Here is an 18364-nt window from a genome sequence, read left to right as displayed (position 1 = left end):
AAGCCTGCGAAGGTGGATTGAGAAGTCTGCTGGAGGTATCGGAAGTGCGAATGCTGACATGAGTAACGATAATGCGGGTGAAAAGCCCGCACGCCGAAAGCCCAAGGTTTCCTTGCGCAACGTTAATCGACGCAGGGTTAGTCGGTCCCTAAGGCGAGGGCGAAAGCCGTAGTCGATGGGAAGCAGGTTAATATTCCTGCACCTCGCGTGAGTGCGATGGAGGGACGGAGAAGGTTAGGTGTACCGGGCGTTGGTTGTCCCGGGGAAAGGCGGTAGGTTTGGATCTTTGGCAAATCCGGGATCCTTTAAGACCGAGCACCGAGACGAGCCTTTATGGCGAAGTCACTGATACCACGCTTCCAGGAAAAGCTCCTAAGCTTCAGCTCACGAAGACCGTACCGTAAACCGACACAGGTGGGTAGGATGAGAATTCTCAGGCGCTTGAGAGAACTCGGGTGAAGGAACTAGGCAACATGGCACCGTAACTTCGGGAGAAGGTGCACCCTTTTTGGTGGCTCGTGCGAGCTATAGCTGAAGAGGGTCGCAGAAACCAGGCCGCTGCGACTGTTTATCAAAAACACAGCACTCTGCAAACACGAAAGTGGACGTATAGGGTGTGACGCCTGCCCGGTGCTGGAAGGTTAATTGATGGGGTCAGCCGCAAGGCGAAGCTCTTGATCGAAGCCCCAGTAAACGGCGGCCGTAACTATAACGGTCCTAAGGTAGCGAAATTCCTTGTCGGGTAAGTTCCGACCTGCACGAATGGCGTAACGACAGCGGCGCTGTCTCCACCCGAGACTCAGTGAAATTGAAATTGCTGTGAAGATGCAGCGTTCCCGTGGCAAGACGGAAAGACCCCGTGAACCTTTACTATAGCTTTACACTGAACGTTGAGTTCGTCTGTGTAGGATAGGTGGGAGGCTATGAAACTGTGGCGCTAGCTGCAGTGGAGCCATCCTTGAAATACCACCCTGTCGTGCTTGACGTTCTAACCTAGGTCCGTTATCCGGATCAGGGACCGTGTATGGTGGGTAGTTTGACTGGGGCGGTCTCCTCCTAAAGAGTAACGGAGGAGCACGAAGGTACGCTCAGCGCGGTCGGACATCGCGCACTGTGTGCAAAGGCATAAGCGTGCTTGACTGCAAGATCGACGGATCAAGCAGGTACGAAAGTAGGTCTTAGTGATCCGGTGGTTCTGTATGGAAGGGCCATCGCTCAACGGATAAAAGGTACTCCGGGGATAACAGGCTGATACCGCCCAAGAGTTCATATCGACGGCGGTGTTTGGCACCTCGATGTCGGCTCATCACATCCTGGGGCTGTAGTCGGTCCCAAGGGTATGGCTGTTCGCCATTTAAAGTGGTACGCGAGCTGGGTTCAGAACGTCGTGAGACAGTTCGGTCCCTATCTGCCATGGGCGTTGGAAGTTTGAGAGGGGCTGCTCCTAGTACGAGAGGACCGGAGTGGACGAACCTCTGGTGTTCCGGTTGTCACGCCAGTGGCATTGCCGGGTAGCTATGTTCGGAAGCGATAACCGCTGAAAGCATCTAAGCGGGAAGCGCGCCTCAAGATGAGACTTCCCGGGGCACAAGCCCCCTAAAGGAACCATGTAGACTACGTGGTTGATAGGTCAGGTGTGTAAGTACAGCAATGTATTGAGCTAACTGATACTAATGATCCGTGCGGCTTGACCATATAACCTCAAGTTGCCTTGGTCCCAACGAACGTTGGTAGATCATCAAATGCAAGCTACGTCACAAGTTAACTCTGCGAGACTGGGCGCCTTAATCCGTTTCTTGGATGGCGACGCTCCAACCGTCTCCCTGGTGAAATTAGCGCTGTGGAACCACCCGATCCCATCCCGAACTCGGAAGTGAAACGCAGCTGCGCCGATGGTAGTGTGGCTCAAGCCATGCGAGAGTAGGTCATCGCCAGGGGCTTTACCCCGAAACCCTCAGTCCAAACGGACTGAGGGTTTCTTTTTTGCGCAAGCGCTGCATAGCGCCGCGCGCAAACGCGCCTTGCATCCGCCCCGCGTTACCGCGCAAGGCGCTGGCGCATCTGCGCCGCTTGCCGACCGGTACCGATGTCGTGCTGTGCGTGCAGTACCGCCGGAGCCGGTAGCCCGTCAGGACGCTGGCACCAAGCCTCGCCACACACGCCACGCGCTCATCTCTTGGAGAAAAGGGCGCGATCCATCTGTTGGCCAAAAAACCTGCCTGGCCGATGCCAGATGCACGGTCCGGCACTCGCTGGAGCCGATAACAGACATCGCCCATGACAGCCTCGCTCGGCCGACGTCCTAGTGCGCATATCCTCGATACTAAAGAACGGCCTGGAGCGGATCGATCACGGCATCAGTGATGGGCCCCACATCCTTGGTGAGACAAGATGCGAGGCAGATGTTTCACATATCCAGTCCCAGAAACTGGATCGCCAACGCAGGGCTCAGCATTACATCGCTGCGCCATTGATCGGCTCCACGCGGTGCAGTCGAAGAACGCGTAGATGCGAGCCAGAAACGCAAGGGCCGCCGCTGCGAAAGATCAGCAGGTCACGTCGAAACGAATCGTGATCCGATATCTTCAGTTCACGGTATGACGTGGAAGTAGCGCTTCTATCAGGCGGGCAAGGCAGGGATAGACCAGCGATGGCACGCCGGCAGCGTCGCATTGATTGCATTTGAGTGTTTCGACCCCATTAGCTGCCTTGCCGGTATGTGACCGGCGCTTGTTGGATGCGCTGATGCCCGAGTTGCCCGAGGTCGAAACGACGTTGCGTGGCCTGTCGCCGCATCTGGTTGGGCAGCGGATCCATGGCGTGATCCTGCGTCGGCCCGATTTGCGCTGGCCGATTCCCGAGCAGATCGAGCGCTTGCTCCCCGGCGCTACCATTACCAACGTGCGCCGACGCGCGAAATATCTGTTGATCGATACAGATGCGGGCGGCAGCGCGCTGTTGCATCTGGGGATGTCCGGAAGTCTGCGGGTGCTGCCAGGCGACACCCTGCCGCGGGCGCATGACCATGTGGATATCAGTCTGCAGAACGGGCGCGTGCTGCGCTTCAACGATCCACGTCGCTTTGGCTGCCTGCTGTGGCAATCCGGCACACAAACCCATGAGTTGCTCGCTGCGCTTGGTCCAGAACCATTATCGGACGCATTTACTGGCGATTATCTCCACGCGCTGGCACAAGGGCGGCGTGCCGCCGTCAAAACCTTTTTGATGGATCAGGCCGTGGTTGTCGGGGTTGGAAATATCTACGCTGCCGAAAGCCTGCATCGGGCGGGAATCAGTCCGCTGCGCGAGGCGGGAAAAGTGTCGCTGGCGCGGTATCGGCGTCTGGCTGACGCAGTGAAGGACATCCTGGCGTATGCCATCCAACGCGGCGGGACTACCTTGCGCGACTTCATCAGCCCGGATGGTGCGCCTGGCTATTTCGAGCAGGAACTCTCTGTGTACGGGCGCGAAGGCGAGGCCTGCAAGCAGTGCGGGCGGGTGCTGAAGCACGCGACGATTGGTCAACGCGCCACGGTGTGGTGCGGGAGCTGTCAGCGATAAGCGCGATATCGCGCCGACGCGGTGTTTGAGCACTGGCACCCGCGCGATCGTGTCACCATCGTTGCCGCGCAAGTCACAACAAAGCGACTCCGATCAACTCTCCATATGGCTCGACTGCGGGCGTGCGACACGCGTCTGCTCTGCGCAATGCTGTGACGGTCGACGCGGCTCTCTTGGGCACCGTAGTTTTCGGCATGCACTGGCTGGTTGCGGCGCATGCGGTCGGGGCGCCCGAGACTACTGAATCGATCGCTGTACCGCACCCGTAAAGCGGCCAGCTAGCTGCAAGAATCCTCGCGATCGTTACGCTCGCTCTGGATACCGGCATCGGGCGTGCGCTCCAACCTGCATGCATGTCCGGGCGCAGGTGCCGACCGCACGGAAACCCTCTTCTGCTCGAGTCCGTCGAGAGTGCTCAGCGCCCAACGTGGCCAGTTCTCCAGGCAAACATAGTGCGACATCGCACCTGAGCCGCAGCGGAGGTACAGCAAGCAGCCGCGAGCAGCGGTGTCCTGGTGTCCAGGTAGGCGGCGGGCCACAATCGTGAAGTCCTCATGTGGAAGCGCTGTATGTCCAGCTCGCGACAGCTTGTCATTCCTCTGATCCTTATCGGTGCATGTGCGCTGGTAGCCATGCCGTCGACCGGCGCGATGACGCCCTCTTCGAGCGCGGCAGCTGCCGTAGAGCGCCTCCAGTTGAAGACCAACGCGATAGAGCTGAGCGTCACGCCAGCATTTGGCGGGCGCGTGCTGTCGTTCCATCTGCGCGGCCAGCCCAACGTGTTGAAGGTCGGTGCGGCAGTGGAGCAACAGCCTGCGCCCGAGGTGTCGGCCACTGCGGGGGATATTCCCTATTTCGGCCATGATGTGTGGGTCGGGCCGCAGAGTCAGTGGTGGTTGCACCAGCAGCTCAACCACGAGCGTCAGGCGGCAGCCGCGGTGTGGCCGCCGGATCCGTATCTGTCCCTGGCGCAGACGCGCGTCAGCATGCGTCGTCATGACGTGGTGGAATTTGAAGGGGTGCCCAGCCCGCTGACCGGGGTGCAATTGCGCAAGCAGATCAAACGTTCTGCAGCGCGTGCGGATACCGTCGACATCCAGGCCAGCGCACGCAATATCCGCGCGCAGCCAATTGCCTGGGATCTTTGGTTCAATACGCGGGTTGCGGCAACGACGCGGGTGTTTGTGCCCGTTGCCGCTGCTGCGGATATCCGGCTGCAGCCGCCGCGCGAGCCCGGCACGATTGCGCCGCGCTATCAGCATGAGCGCGGCCTGCTCGCGCTGCGCGCCGATACGCGTCCAGACCAATTGATCCAGCGCGGCAAGCTATTGCTGCAGCCGTCGGCAGGATGGATGGCCGGGTTCGCAGGCGGGCAGGTCTTGGTGATTCGCTTCGCGCATCAACCGCTGTCGGCGATCCATCCCGAGCAAGGCCAGGTGGAGTTGTATCTGGATGCGCCACCCCGGCATCCGGAACAGGGATTGCTGGAAATGGAGGTGCACGCGCCGTATCGGCAGCTTGCGCCAGGTGCGCAAATGCAGGCACAGGAGCAGTGGACGCTGCTGCGCTATAGCGGGCCGGATGAGGAACAGGCGCAGCGGCGGTTCCTTTGCAGCCAGGCCAACGCGCTGGCGCTGGCCAATGCGTGCGATGCGCCGCCTGCGCCTCGCTGAGATGCGAATTCACGTCGATGCCGGGCTGTGGCTATGATGTCGCCCATTCCCTGACCAGATCGATGCGCATGCAACGACGCCACTTCCTGAAGAATGCTGCTGCCGCATTGGCCGCGCTCGGTTTGCCGACGTTGCCGCAGTGGGCGCTGGCGGCCAAGGCCGTTGGCCTGCGTCGACTCGGGCAACCGCAACCCTTCGACTACGCCTGGTTGAAAGGGCAGGCGCGCGCGCTGGCGAAGGCGCCTTACAAAAGCCACAAGCAGGTATTGCCGGGGCCGCTTGAGGCGCTGAACTGGGATCAATATCAGTCCATCCGCTATCGCCAGGACCACGCGTTGTGGGCTGATGGCAACGGCAAATTCCAGGCCAAGTTCTTCCACCTGGGACTGTATTTCCATACCCCGGTGCACATTTACGACATCGTCGATGGCAAGGCACAGCAACTGGCCTACGACCCGGCGGCATTCGATTACGGCCGCAGCGGGCTGGGCGGCAAGCAATTGCCGAAGGACCTGGGCTTTGCCGGTTTCCGGCTCAACACACGCAAGGACACCGACCGCGACTTTTCGGCATTCCTGGGTGCAAGCTATTTCCGTGCGGTCGGCAAGGAAGGCCAGTATGGGCAGTCGGCACGCGGGCTGGCCATCGATACCGGTACCGGCGGGCCGGAAGAGTTTCCGGATTTCATTGCCTATTACCTGGAGCAGCCGGCCGACGATTCGGACACGGTGGTGGTGTACGGCTTGCTGGATTCGCCCAGCGTTGCCGGCGCGTACCGCTTCGCCATCACCAATGGCGATGTGCTGCTGATGGATATCGACAGCGCGCTGTACCCACGCAAGGCGATCGAGCGGCTGGGTATCGGCCCGTGCACCAGCATGTACCAGGTCGGCGAAAACGATAACCGGATGGACTGGGATTGGCGTCCGGAAATTCACGACACCGATGGCCTGGCGATGTGGACCGGCGGCGGCGAATGGATCTGGCGCCCGTTATGCAACCCGCCGCATCTGCGTTTCAACATGTTCGTCGACGAGAACCCGCGTGGGTTCGGGCTGCTGCAGCGCGACCGCAACTTCGACCATTACCAGGACGATGGCGTGTTTTACGAAAAGCGCCCGTGCCTGTGGGTGGAACCCAAGAGTGGTTGGGGCAAGGGCTCGGTGCAGCTGGTCGAGATTCCGACCGTGGACGAGACCTTCGACAACATCGTGGCGTTCTGGAACCCGCAAGCCAAGCCGCAGCCGGGGCAGGAACTGCTGATGGGCTACCGGCTGTACTGGGGCGCGCAGCCGCCGGCCAGCTCGCCGTTGGCGCATTGCGTGGCGACCCGAACCGGCCTCGGCGGCGTCGTCGGGCAAAAACGCAGCCATTTCTCCTGGCGCTTTGCGGTGGATTTTGCCGGTGGCGAACTGGCCGCGCTGGCAAAGGACCCAAAGGCCAAGGTGGAGGCGGTGTTGCAGGTGTCGCGCGGCACCACTGAAATCGTGTCGGCGCGCCCGCTGCACGAGCTCAAGGGCTATCGGGCGATGTTCGACCTGGTGCCGCCGGACGAGGGCACCCAGCAGATCGATATCCGCCTGTATCTGCGCGCCAATGGCAAACCGCTCACCGAAACCTGGTTGTACCAGTGGACGCCGCCGCCGCCGAGCGAGCGCAAGATTTACTGAGAAGCGCCGGGCGGGGCGGCCGGCGACGCTTGTTGCGGGCATCGGGGAGCCAGCTGCGGCATGCAGCATGCGGTTGGAGCGCCATCTGTTGGCGGACGTGTTTGCGGACGATCGTCGCTGCGTGAGGCACTCAGGCCGGCGCCGAGGTGCCGACCAGGTGCAGTCGTCCGCGCGGACGTGTGCAGGCCAGCTCCACGCGGAAGCAGGTGCCGTCCTTGCCGCTGATGATGCGTAATTCGCCTTGATGGGCCTTTGCGATCTGCGCTGCCATATGCAGGCCCAGATCGACATCCGGTAGCGCACGTCCGCCGGTATGCACATGGGTGGAAGCGTGCAGCACATCCAGCCGCCGTGGATCGATCCCATCCAGATTGCAGACTTCGATGCGTAGCCGGCCATGTTCGGTGACCGCGACCGCCTTGATCAGCGAACTTTGCGGCCCTTGCACGACGGCGTTGATCATCAGGCTGCCGAACATCTGCGCCAGCCGAATCGCATCGCCGTGCACCGGCTCGTCGATGGCCACATGCGTGGACAGCACCTGGTTGGGGTAGGCGGCGCGGGTTTCGTCCACGACCTGGGAGAGTGCATCGAGCAGGTCGCTCCCGTCGCCGTAGTCCAGCTGCAACCAATCGAGTTCGATGCCGCGAGCGAAATCGCAGGCGAAATCGATCAGTTCTTCCATGCGCCGCAGGCTACGCTGCAGCGAGCGGATGGAGCTGCCGTAGCGATGGTCGAGTTGGTCGATGGACAGCATATCCACCACCGCATGCATGGACTGCAATGGGTTGCGCAGGTCGTGCCCGAGAATGCCGATGAATTCTTCGCGCAAGCGCGCCGAGGCGCCAACACGGCCCAGTTCGCTGCGGGCGCGCCGCGATTCCAGCGCGCTTTCTTCGGCGCGTTGCTCGGCCTGGATCTGTGCGGCCAGCAACTGTGCGAGCAGTTCGACCTTTTCCACCAGCGGTGCGTCCATGACGCGCGGCTGCGGATCCAGCGCGCACAAGGTGCCGAACACGCTGCCATCGTCGAACCTGATCGGCACCGAGACGTAGCTTTCGAAGCCGTAGAGCCGCGGCGAGGGATGATCGCGGTAGACCGGGTCATCCGATGCGTGCCCGAACCACACCGCATTGCCTTTCACCCGTACGCTGTCGCAAAACGTGGTGGCCAGCGGAAGTTCGTCGCCCGGACGCAGGCCAAAGGACAGTGCATCGTGCACCTGGCAGGTGATCCAGCGCGCGTCGGTGACGCGGGCGACGGCGGCAAATCCCATCCCGGTCAGGCGGGTGAGCACGCTCAACACGTCGGCGACCGAGGAGAGCCGGCCGACACGCGCGATATCGGCGCGCAATGCGGGAGGCAGTGGATCCATGAGTGCCTCCAAAGAGTGGACGCTTGCCAGTTTACAGGACCGCGGTTGCGCCCGGTTGTGTGGTGCGCCGCTGTCTCACAGCCGCCACGATACGCCTGTCTGATGGCGCCCGCGACGCCGGCGTGACCGCATGCCCGCACGGGTTTAGCAGCGCCTGAAAAGCGTATAGAGCGTGGCCGGCGGTCGCGGCTGGCTGTCGACGAACGCGGTGCCGCACCGTGTGCTGACGTGTGGATGTAGCGGCTGGCGCCAGTGCGGCGGTGAGCGTTTGTGCTGGCGAACGGCCAACGGCGATGTGCAAGCCCCTGCTTCCAGCGCGATACCGCAGCGCAAACGAGGATGCGCGCGAACCCTGCTCCGGGGCAGTGCTGTCCTGGATGCACCACGGCAGCGCGGATGGCCGCGGGTGCGTTACCAGGCCCCGGCGCTAGGCGACGGGCAGCGGCAAGGCGATCTGGAGCGGATCGATGCGGCCTTCGCCACGCATGATCTTCTTGAACTCGGTCCGGCTGACCGACACATAGCGCTCGTTGCCGCCGATTTCCACCTGCGGGCCGTCCTGCACCGCGTGCCCGTGTGCATCCACGCGGACGGTCATGGTGGCCTTGCTGCCGCTGTGGCAGATGGTCTTGATTTCTTCCAGCTCGTCGGCCCAGGCCAGCAGGAACTGGCTGCCCTCGAACAACTCGCCACGAAAATCGGTACGCAAGCCGTAACACAGCACCGGAATCCGCAGCCGGTCGACCACCTCGCTCAACTGCCAGACCTGCGCGCGGCTGAGGAATTGCGCTTCGTCCACCAGCACGCAATGCAACGCGCCGTCGTTGTGGATGTCGCGTTCGACCAGCTGCTGCAACTCGGTGTCGCGCTCGAAGATACGCCCGTCCGCGCGCAAGCCGATCCGCGAGGCGACCACGCCGCTGCCGGCGCGGTGGTCGAGCTTGGGCGTGAGGATCAGCGTGCGCATGCCGCGCTCGCGGTAGTTGTGCGCCGATTGCAGCAAGGTGGTGGTCTTGCCGGCATTCATCGCCGAATAGTAGAAATAGAGCTTGGCCATCGGGCGATTTTACCGGGCCAGGCAGCAGGATGCGGCGCCTGTGTGTGCTGCGCTGGCGCGGTCGGGCGGGGTTGACGCCTGCCGTCGAGCGTGTGGGAGCAGCCTCCGGTTGTGGGCAGGGCTAGCCGCACTGGAGACATGAATCCATCGCGTCGGCCAGCCGTGGGCAGCCCCGGTACAATGGCGCGCTCTGTCGGAAGCCTCTATGTACGGTCTCAATCCCCCGCAAAGCGCCGCCGTGCTGCACTGCGAAGGTCCCCTGTTGGTGCTGGCCGGCGCCGGCAGCGGCAAGACGCGCGTGATCGTGGAAAAGATCGCGCATCTGATCGCCATCGGCCGCTATCCGGCCAAGCGGATCGCCGCGATCACCTTCACCAACAAATCCGCCAAGGAAATGCGCGAGCGTGTGGCCAAGCGCATTCGCGGCGACGGTGCCGAGGGCCTGACGATCTGCACCTTCCACGCACTGGGCCTGAAGTTCCTGCAGATCGAGCACGCCGCCGCCGGTTTGAAGCGCGGCTTTTCGATCTTCGATTCGGACGATGCCGCCGCGCAGATCAAGGACCTGATGCATGGCGCCAAGCCCGATGCGATCGAAGATGCCAAGAACCTGATCTCGCGCGCCAAGAATGCCGGCCTGTCGCCGGAGCAGGCGATGGCGGCCGCACGCAGCACCCGCGAAAAGGAAGCGGCCGGCTTGTACGAGCGCTACCAGGCGCGGCTGACCACCTTCAACGCAGTGGACTTCGACGACCTGATCCGTCTGCCGGTGCAGATCCTGGAAGCCAACGAAGACATCGTGATGGGCTGGCGCGAGCGCATCGGCTACCTGCTGGTGGACGAGTGCCAGGACACCAACGATGCGCAGTACCGGCTGCTGAAGATGCTGGCCGGGCCGCGCGGCAACTTCACTTGCGTGGGCGACGACGACCAGAGCATCTATGCCTGGCGCGGCGCCAATCCGGAAAACCTGCAGCAGATGGCGCGCGATTATCCGGCGCTGGAAATCATCAAACTGGAACAGAACTACCGCTGCTCCAATCGTGTGCTGCGTGCGGCCAACGCGTTGATCGCGCACAACCCGCACGAGCATTTGAAGACCTTGTGGAGCGACCAGGCCGACGGCGAGCGCATCCGCGTGTGGGAATGCCGCGACAGCGAGCACGAAGCCGAAAAGGTCGCCGCGGAGATCTCGTTCCTGGGTACCGCCAAGCAGGTGCCGTGGAGCGACTTCTGCATTCTGTTCCGTGGCAATTTTCAATCGCGGCCGCTGGAAAAAGCGCTGCAGCTGTTGCGCGTGCCGTATCACCTCACCGGTGGTACCGCGTTTCTGGAGCGGCAGGAGGTCAAGGACTTGCTGTCGTGGTTGCGGTTGATCGTCAACCCGGATGACGACGCGGCGTTCTTGCGTGCCGTGCAGTCGCCCAAGCGCGAAGTCGGTGCGACCTCGCTGGCGCGTCTTGCCGAACTTGCCAGCGCCAAGTCGGTACCGATGTCGCGCGCAGCCGAGTCGATGGGCGCCTTGCAGCATTTACCGCCGCGCGCGGCCAACGGTTTGAGTGCGTTTACCGACATCCTGCGCGACATGCGCGAGCACTCGTCCAGCATGCCGGCCGGCGAGCTGGTGCGCCTGCTGGCCGACAAGTCCGGTTTGCTCAACGACTTGCGCAATCAATCGAAAGACGAGACCGGCTTCCAGCGGCGCAAGCGCAATCTGGACGAGCTGGCCGAGTGGTTCGAAGGTGGTCCGCGCGGTGCAAGCGCCAGCGATCTGGCTGCGCAGTTGGCGTTGCTGTCGCGCAACGACAAGGACGATGGCGGCAACCAGGTGCGCATGATGACCATGCATGCGTCCAAGGGACTGGAATTCCGCTATGTCTTCATCGTCGGCTGCGAGGACGGCGTGCTGCCGCACGAAGTGAGCCTGGAAGAAGGCAATCTGCAGGAAGAGCGCCGCCTGCTGTACGTGGGCATCACCCGCGCCAAGGAGCAGCTGTGGATGAGTCACAGCAAGCTGACGCGCAAGTTCGGTGAGCATGTGCGACTGAAGCCGAGCCGGTTTTTCGATGAGATTCCGGCCGAAGAACTGCAGCGCGATGGTGCCGACCCGGTGGCCGACGCCGAGCGCAAGAAGGAACGCGCCAGTGCGGGATTGGCCGCGATCCAGGCATTGTTCGACTGAGTGCTCCTGAGCCGCGCGAGCAGCTGCGCCACGTGCATCAACAGGTGAGCCTGGCAGGCAAGACGGCGCTGGGCGCCTGCCGGAGGCACTGCGGGTGAGTGCGTGGCACACATCGGTTGCCAGGCGTGCCTGACGCTGAGCCTCCCGGGCCGGCTGCCCTGCGCGGCACGCGTGCGCAAGGTGCGGGTACTGCAGCGTGGCCATGCGTGCAGTTGTCAGTCTTGTCAGTGCCACTGCCGCACGGCAGTCTGAGGTTCCCGCCAACGGAGTGCGCCGTGACCGTCATCCTCGAAACCGCACGCGTGCGCTTGCGTCTGCTCGATCCCGAGCGCGATGCCGAGGCGATGCTGGCGCTGGTCAACGATCCTGCGTTCATCGCCGGCATCAACGACCGCGGTATCCGCACCCGCGAGCAGGCGCGCGAGCATGTGCGCGAATGGGCGCAGGCGCATCAGCAACAACACGGTTTCGCGCACTGGGCGCTGGAAACGCGCGAGGCAGGCACCTTCATGGGCACCTTGGGCCTGTTGTGCCGCGAGACCTTGCCGGTGCCGCATATCGGTTTTGCGCTGTTGCCCGCGTATCGCGGCAAGGGCTACGTGACCGAAGCCGGACGCGCGGTGCTGGAGCATGCACGCCAGGTACTGGGATTGACGCAGGTGTGCGCGATCGTCTCGCCAGGCAATGCGGAGTCGATCCGCGCGCTGGAAGCACTGGGGCTGCGCTATGAGAGCCTGCGGGTGCTGAGTCCCGGCACCGAGGCCGTGGCGTACTACACGATCGACCTCGGCCCTGGTGGCGTGGACAGCTGAGCAGCGCTGCGTCACCCTGCCGGCTGTTTTCCACCGCACAGGGAGGCCTGCATGGCACTGTTGGTCAACGCCTATTCCACGCTGCGCACGCCCCTGTGGCCGGACTTCCTGCCGCAGGCTGCCGTGCAGCGTCGCGACCACGCCGACCCGGAACTGGCCGCGCATCTGCACGGCTTTGTCGGCTATGTGAATCAGGCCGGCGATGGCCAGATGACCCAGGCGCGCTATCACCTGATGCGGCATGTGCAGCGGGTGCGGCAGCACTTCAGCTTCGAGGTGGACGATGCGGACTTCGGCGCGCTGGCGCAGTGGGCCGAGCACGCCAATGCGGTGTGTTTCCTGGCCGATGGCAGCGTGCGCGACCCGCAGGGGCGGGTGCTGATCAGCCAGGGCGAGCCGGCCATCGACGACGATGCGCAGGTACCGTATCCGCCCGATGCGTTGCAGCGGCGCGCGCAGCAACTTTCCGTGCTGGCCGCGCAAGGCATCCGCGTGCAGCCCAGCCTGCCGCCGGTGCCCGGCGAGGCCGAAGCGCGCGTGCGCGATGCGGCAGTCGTCAGTCGACGCATGCTGGCGTTGTTTGCGGTGGCGCTGCGTGCAGAGATCCTGGCCGCTGGCGATACGCCGCCGTCGCTGGACGAGGTGGAGACGCGTCTTCCCGGCGTGGCAGATGCGCTGTCGCCGCAGGAGCGCGCCTTCTTCGCCCAGCCAGCGCCGGATCCGCAGGCGCTGGCCAACTTCGGCTGGCGTTACGAAAGCCTGGCCGTGCTGCAATGGGCCTTGGGGCTGGCCGACACGCTGCCGGACCCCAACGCGCTGTGCGATGTACCCCTGGTTGCACAGCGCGCGCTGGACAACGCACAAGCCGCCGAGCGCCCGACGCCGGCGCGACGCCCGCTCGCCGAGCTGCTGGACACGCTGGACCGCCACCTGCGCCTGCACTGGGCGGTCCGCCAGGCCGGCCAATCCGGTCAGCCGGTCCCCGCCGGCATCGTGCCGGGCGTGGTGTATGAGCGGCATTACGCGCTCAATTGGCTACTGCACTTCGAAGATGCCGAATGGGACGAGGTGGACACGCCGACCTGACGCTGGCGTGCCCCGACCCCGACGTTCGTGCGCGGGCAGCGCTTGCACCGACGCGGCAGGACTGGCCGGTGCATCCATCCAACACGCGCACACACTGACATCGTGCGGCCGGGCGACAAGACCGTGCGGGTCTTGCAGGCGATGCCGCATGCCTCTGCGTGCCGTGGTGCGTATCGGGCGATCCGGCAACTGCCGGGTCACCCAAGGCAGCTGACGTCGATGCTGCCGCACACCTGCCGCGCTGCCGCTACGGCCGTCGGTGGGTGCCGCGCACAGATCAGGCGCCAGCTGCGTCCAGCCGCGCCTGTACCGCGGCAAGCGCCTCCTGCAGTTCGGCGACCGTTGCTTCCAGCGCCTGCATCCGCGCGTCCAGGTCGCTGCTGTCGCTGCCACTGCGCGCGCTCGGTGCCGCACGCGCGGCAGCGGCCTGCAGCGCCTCCACATCCAGCTCGCCGCTGAGCAGATGCATGTAACGGTCTTCGCGCTGACCGCTGGCGCGCGGCAGTTGTGCGGCCAGGCCGCGCTGGATCAGCCGCTCCAGGTGATGGCGCACGTCGTCGGCATCGTTGAAACGCGCCAGGCGCTCGCTACGTGCGTACAGCTCGCCCAGCGTCTGCGGGCCGCGTAACAGCAGCAGGCCGATCAGTGCGACTTGCTGGCGGGTCAGATCCAGCACGCTGCCCAGGCGGTGCTCGTAACGCTCGGCACGCGAAGAAAACTGCTGGCGCACCAGGCCCAGGGTTTCCAGCTGGCGCAGCGCGTGGTGCACCACGCCAGTCTGCAGATTCAGCACCGGCTCGCGTGCGGTTTTCTGGTTGGCGGCCACCTGCGCGGCGTTGACGGTGAGCGGGTACGCGTCCGGCGTGGTGGCCTCCTTTTCGATCAGGCATCCCAGCACGCGGGCCTGGGCGGTATCGAGGACGGGCGGGGGCGAGGTCTCTGTCATGGATGACTCCGGGAGGCGATCAGCGCACAAGGATATGCCGATCCGCTGCCGGCGTTCTTCCGCTGCGACGCGATGCAAGGTGGCCGACGCCATCGACGGTGTCGCGCATGTCAGCGTCGTGCGCCGGCAACGGGCGTGGGCATCCAGGAACGGGCACGGCACATATTCGCCATCGTGTGGAAGACCGATGCAGCCACGCGGTTGGACGACCGGTATTGCGGCGACCGTCGTCCGTGCGCCCCTGTCATTTCGATGGCGGCGCCATCGGCCAGCGCGAGCGGTACGGCGCGAACCGGCTAAAATCGCACGCTTTATTGTCGACCCTGTCCCGGTGGATGCCATGCGCCCCTCGCTTTACGCTCCGTTGTCCTTCATCGCCTGCACCGCGCTGGCCCTGGGCGCCTGCAAGCCCGCCGACACGCAGCCAGCCCCGCACGCGCAGGAAGCCACCGCAACTGCCGATGCCGACGCCAGCGCTGCGGCCAGCAAGGCCGCAACGTCGTCCACCACTGCACCGGCCGGCGACGACAACCTCAATGCGGTGCTGTGGATGCAGCGCTCGGAGGAATACCGTGCCGTGGCCGAGCAGACCTATCGCGCTGCGGCCGACAAACTGGACGCTGCACTCAAGCAATCCAACTGGGACGCGTTGGTGCCGGAGGAACGCGGCAATGCCGCCACCGGCCTGAAGCCGGCGGTGGTGCTGGATGTGGACGAGACTGTGCTTGACAACTCGCCCTACCAGGCGCGGCTGCTGCGCGATGGCAAGGAATACGACGAGCTGAGCTGGGACCAGTGGGTGGCCGAGAAGAAGGCCACTGCCATTCCCGGCGTGGTGGATTTCGCCAAGGCCGCCAATGCCCGCGGCATCACCCTGATCTACATTTCCAACCGCGCGGTGCACCTGAAGGACGCCACCTTGGCCAATCTGCGCAGCGTGGGCCTGCCGGTGGCCGATGACAGCGTCTTTCTCGGCCTGGGCACGGTGGTGCCCGGCTGCGAGCAGAACGGCAGCGAAAAGAACTGCCGCCGCCAGCTGGCCGGACAGAAGTACCGCGTGCTGATGCAGTTCGGCGACCAGCTGGGCGACTTCGTGCAGGTCACCGCCAACACCGGCCAGGCGCGTGGCGCCTTGCTGCAGCAGTACCACGACTGGTTCGGCGAACGCTGGTGGATGCTGCCCAACCCCAGCTACGGCGGCTGGGAGCCGGCGCAGTTCAACAACGACTACGCGCAACCCTGGCAAAAGCGCCACGACGCCAAGCGCGCTGCGCTGGAGGTGGCCCGATGAGCCGCGCGCCCTTGCCGCTGGCCGCGCATGAGCGGCTGATCTTCGCGCTGGATGTGCCCGGCCACGATGAAGCGATCGCCTGGGTGGACCGGCTCGGCGATTCGGTGTCGTTCTACAAGATCGGCATGGAGCTGCTGGCATCGGGCGAGTACTTCCGCGTGCTCGATGCGCTGGCCAAGCGCGACAAGCGCGTGTTCGTGGACCTCAAGTTCTTCGACATTCCCGCCACCGTGGCCGGCACGATTCGCCGCCTGGCGCAGTGGCCGGTGAGTTATTGCACGGTGCACGGCTGGCACGCCGGCATGCTGCAGGCCGCCGCCGAGGCCAATCACGGCGACATGCGCCTGCTGGCGGTCACGGTACTGACGTCGATGGGCCGCCTGGACTTGGCGGCAATGGGCATCGACCGTGAACCGGTGGACGTGGTGGTGGAACGCGCGCTGGCTGCGCAGGCCGCCGGGATCGATGGCGTGATCGCTTCGGGGCAGGAAGCCGGCCCGATCCGCCGCGCTACTGGCCCGGACTTTTCGATCGTCTGCCCCGGCATCCGCCCCGGCGGCCCGGTCGGCGACGACCAGCAACGCACGGTCGGCGTGGCGCAGGCATTTACCGACGGCGCCGACGCGATCGTCGTTGGCCGCCCGATCCGCCTGGCGAGCGACCCTGCAGCGGCGGCTGACGCCATCCAGGCGGAGATCCGCGCGGCACTGCCGCAGAACGGAAACTGATCGGGCCGAAACAGCGGCCAGCTTCCAAATAAATCAATAGTTTAGGCGTCAACAATTAAAGCATTGCTTTAATGTGAAAGTCTCGTTAACATGCCGGCGTCCGATGTCAGTCGGAAGCTGTGCCACTCATTGTCCACCGGGCTTGTCCCGGTTTTCGAAGGGATCGGGCCTTGTGTCCGATCCTTTTTTTTGCCGTCACGTTCGCGTGTCGTGGCGACCGACATCAGTGGCTGGCTGCGTGGTGGCATAGATCGCGCGTTACCCGCTGCACCAGGCGAGCATGCATCGCCTGGACGCACGTGCGAAGCGCGGCGTTAGCGCACGCTTGGATCCCTGCGTTCGTTATCGGTCATGCGCAACTGCCACCACCTTCAGCATCAGTTCCAGCCGCAGTGCAAACCAAGGCACTTACGGTAACGCAGCCGCCTTGCAATAGCGGTCGATGAATTGCTGGTGGCTTGGCATCACGTCCACGCAGTGGCTGATGGTCTGCGCCACGCTGGCCAGGAAGCCCTCGGCGTCGGTATCCGGCACCTGGTCCACCAGCGGGTGATATCCCTGCGGCAGGATGCCCTGGCCCACCAGTACCTGGACCCAGCTGATCTCGGCGAACATTTCTTCGGCATTGCGATAGAAGCGCCCGCTGTCGCGGAACAGGTCCAGCGTGGTCTGCAGCTCCGGGGTGATCGGCATGTGGCGGCAATGCCGCCAGAACGCGCTGTCGTCGCGCTCGGTGGCGTGGTAGTGCAGCAGCAGAAAATCGCGGATGCGGTCGAACTCGAATGCCAGCCGGTCGTTGTAGCGCTGCACCAGCACCGGGCTGACGCCCTCGCGCGGAAACAGCTCCAGCAACTTGGAAATGCCGGACTGGATCAGATGGATGCTGGTCGATTCCAGTGGCTCCAGAAATCCGCTGGCCAGGCCCAGTGCGACGACATTGCGGTTCCAGCACTGCTTGCGCCGCCCGGTGGTGAAGCGCAGCGGGCGCGGGTCGGCCAGCGGCTTGCCGTCCAGATTGGCCAGCAACGTGGCGGCCGCTTCGTCGTCGCTGATGTGCGCGCTGCAGTACACATAGCCGTTGCCGGTGCGGTGCTGCAGCGGAATGCGCCATTGCCAGCCGGCTGCGCGCGCGGTGGAGCGCGTGTATGGCGTGGGCGGGCCCACCTTTTCGCAGGGCACTGCCAGCGCGCGATCGCAGGGCAGCCAGTGGGTGAAGTCGTGATAGCCGGTGTGCAGCGCCTCTTCGATCAAAAGCCCACGGAAGCCGGAGCAATCGATGAACAAGTCGCCGTGCACCGTCTGTCCGGACGCCAGCTGCAGCGATTGCACATGGCCGCTTTCCGGATGCAGCTGCACCTGCTCGACCAGCCCTTCGATGCGGGTCACGCCGCGCTGCTGCGAATACCGGCGCAGAAAGTGCGCGTACTGCGTGGCATCGAAGTGGTACGCGTAGGCGATGTTGGCCAGCGGCGAGTTGGCCGGCACATCGCCGGCGGAGGTCATGAACTTGCCGCGCGCAGCCGCCACGGTATTGAGCGTGTACGCCCCCAACGGCTGCGCTCTGCCGCGTGCGTGTTGCTTGATCCAGTATTGGTGAAACGGCAATAGCCCCAGCGGGTGCCCGATCTGGGTGCCGAAGCCATGCATGTACGCGGTTCCCGGGCGTTGCCAGTCGACGAACTCGATACCGAGTTTGAAGCTGCCCTGGGTCTGGCGCACGAACTCGGCCTCCTCGATGCCGAGCAGGTTGTTGAAGGCCTTGATGTGCGGCACGGTGGCTTCGCCCACACCGACGGTGCCCAGCTGTTCGGACTCGATCAGCTGCACCTTGAAAGTGGGCCCGAGCACGCGCGCAAACGCGGCGGCCGCCATCCAGCCGGCGGTGCCGCCGCCGACAATGACGATGTTGCGAAGTGGAGCGGGAATCATGTCGATGCATTCCTGAGCAAGACAGCGGACGGACACACGAACGGGGCCAGCTGG

Annotated in this window: 12 protein-coding genes and 2 rRNA genes (1 of these 14 cut by a window edge); 10 read left to right on the top strand and 4 right to left on the bottom strand. The window is 64.2% G+C overall.

Going from position 1 to position 18364, the window contains the following annotated elements; genetic code table 11:
• The 5 genes from AC1POX_RS21105 to AC1POX_RS21085 all read left to right on the top strand — a co-directional run.
• Nucleotides 1-1695, top strand: a 23S ribosomal RNA gene (locus AC1POX_RS21105) (it extends 1186 nt beyond the left edge of the window).
• A gap of 127 nt (nt 1696-1822) precedes the next feature.
• A 5S ribosomal RNA gene (rrf, locus tag AC1POX_RS21100) occupies nt 1823-1937 on the top strand.
• An 808-nt stretch (nt 1938-2745) separates the two neighbouring features.
• On the top strand, nt 2746-3561 hold the full coding sequence (gene mutM / locus AC1POX_RS21095; RefSeq protein WP_008571924.1) for a bifunctional DNA-formamidopyrimidine glycosylase/DNA-(apurinic or apyrimidinic site) lyase: 816 nt from the start codon (nt 2746-2748) through the stop codon (nt 3559-3561).
• A gap of 695 nt (nt 3562-4256) precedes the next feature.
• Nucleotides 4257-5234: a DUF4380 domain-containing protein gene (locus tag AC1POX_RS21090; RefSeq protein WP_218535601.1), complete on the top strand. Its 978-nt coding sequence runs from the start codon at nt 4257-4259 to the stop codon at nt 5232-5234.
• A gap of 68 nt (nt 5235-5302) precedes the next feature.
• A complete protein-coding gene (locus AC1POX_RS21085; protein ID WP_218197015.1) occupies nt 5303-6904 on the top strand; it encodes an OpgD/OpgG family glucan biosynthesis protein in 1602 nt (533 codons plus the stop codon).
• A gap of 130 nt (nt 6905-7034) precedes the next feature.
• Here the strand turns inward: AC1POX_RS21085 and AC1POX_RS21080 are convergent, their stop codons facing one another.
• Both AC1POX_RS21080 and AC1POX_RS21075 read right to left on the bottom strand, forming a co-directional pair.
• A complete protein-coding gene (locus AC1POX_RS21080) occupies nt 7035-8279 on the bottom strand; it encodes a GAF domain-containing sensor histidine kinase (protein ID WP_008571921.1) in 1245 nt (414 codons plus the stop codon).
• 427 nt (nt 8280-8706) lie between these two features.
• Nucleotides 8707-9336 (bottom strand): thymidine kinase, encoded by a 630-nt coding sequence (locus AC1POX_RS21075; protein ID WP_372356570.1) that lies wholly within the window; start codon nt 9334-9336, stop codon nt 8707-8709.
• 205 nt (nt 9337-9541) lie between these two features.
• Between AC1POX_RS21075 and AC1POX_RS21070 the strand changes: the two genes are divergently transcribed.
• From AC1POX_RS21070 to AC1POX_RS21060, 3 genes are all read left to right on the top strand, one after another.
• Nucleotides 9542-11518, top strand: coding sequence for a UvrD-helicase domain-containing protein (locus AC1POX_RS21070; protein ID WP_372356569.1), 1977 nt, complete (start codon nt 9542-9544; stop codon nt 11516-11518).
• 275 nt (nt 11519-11793) lie between these two features.
• Nucleotides 11794-12330, top strand: coding sequence for a GNAT family N-acetyltransferase (locus AC1POX_RS21065; RefSeq protein WP_014091508.1), 537 nt, complete (start codon nt 11794-11796; stop codon nt 12328-12330).
• A gap of 51 nt (nt 12331-12381) precedes the next feature.
• Nucleotides 12382-13416 (top strand): DUF4272 domain-containing protein, encoded by a 1035-nt coding sequence (locus AC1POX_RS21060; RefSeq protein WP_372356568.1) that lies wholly within the window; start codon nt 12382-12384, stop codon nt 13414-13416.
• 277 nt (nt 13417-13693) lie between these two features.
• On the opposite strand, the gene AC1POX_RS21055 is transcribed toward AC1POX_RS21060, so the two are convergent.
• Nucleotides 13694-14362 (bottom strand): YceH family protein, encoded by a 669-nt coding sequence (locus AC1POX_RS21055; RefSeq protein ID WP_014091506.1) that lies wholly within the window; start codon nt 14360-14362, stop codon nt 13694-13696.
• Nucleotides 14363-14693: 331 nt separating this feature from the next.
• Between AC1POX_RS21055 and AC1POX_RS21050 the strand changes: the two genes are divergently transcribed.
• On the top strand, nt 14694-15653 hold the full coding sequence (locus tag AC1POX_RS21050; protein ID WP_039418441.1) for a 5'-nucleotidase, lipoprotein e(P4) family: 960 nt from the start codon (nt 14694-14696) through the stop codon (nt 15651-15653).
• Entirely contained in the window at nt 15650-16381 is a 732-nt protein-coding gene (gene pyrF / locus AC1POX_RS21045; RefSeq protein WP_218197013.1) for an orotidine-5'-phosphate decarboxylase, read from the top strand. Before AC1POX_RS21050 ends, pyrF begins: the two co-directional genes overlap by 4 nt.
• 408 nt (nt 16382-16789) lie before the next feature.
• On the opposite strand, the gene AC1POX_RS21040 is transcribed toward pyrF, so the two are convergent.
• A complete protein-coding gene (locus tag AC1POX_RS21040; protein WP_372356567.1) occupies nt 16790-18310 on the bottom strand; it encodes a tryptophan halogenase family protein in 1521 nt (506 codons plus the stop codon).
• Nucleotides 18311-18364 lie beyond the last annotated feature (54 nt).

This window comes from Xanthomonas sp. NCPPB 3442 (genome assembly GCF_056725145.1).
The sequence above is the reverse complement of the archived record's forward strand: the minus strand, read 5'-3'. Positions and strand labels throughout refer to the sequence as shown.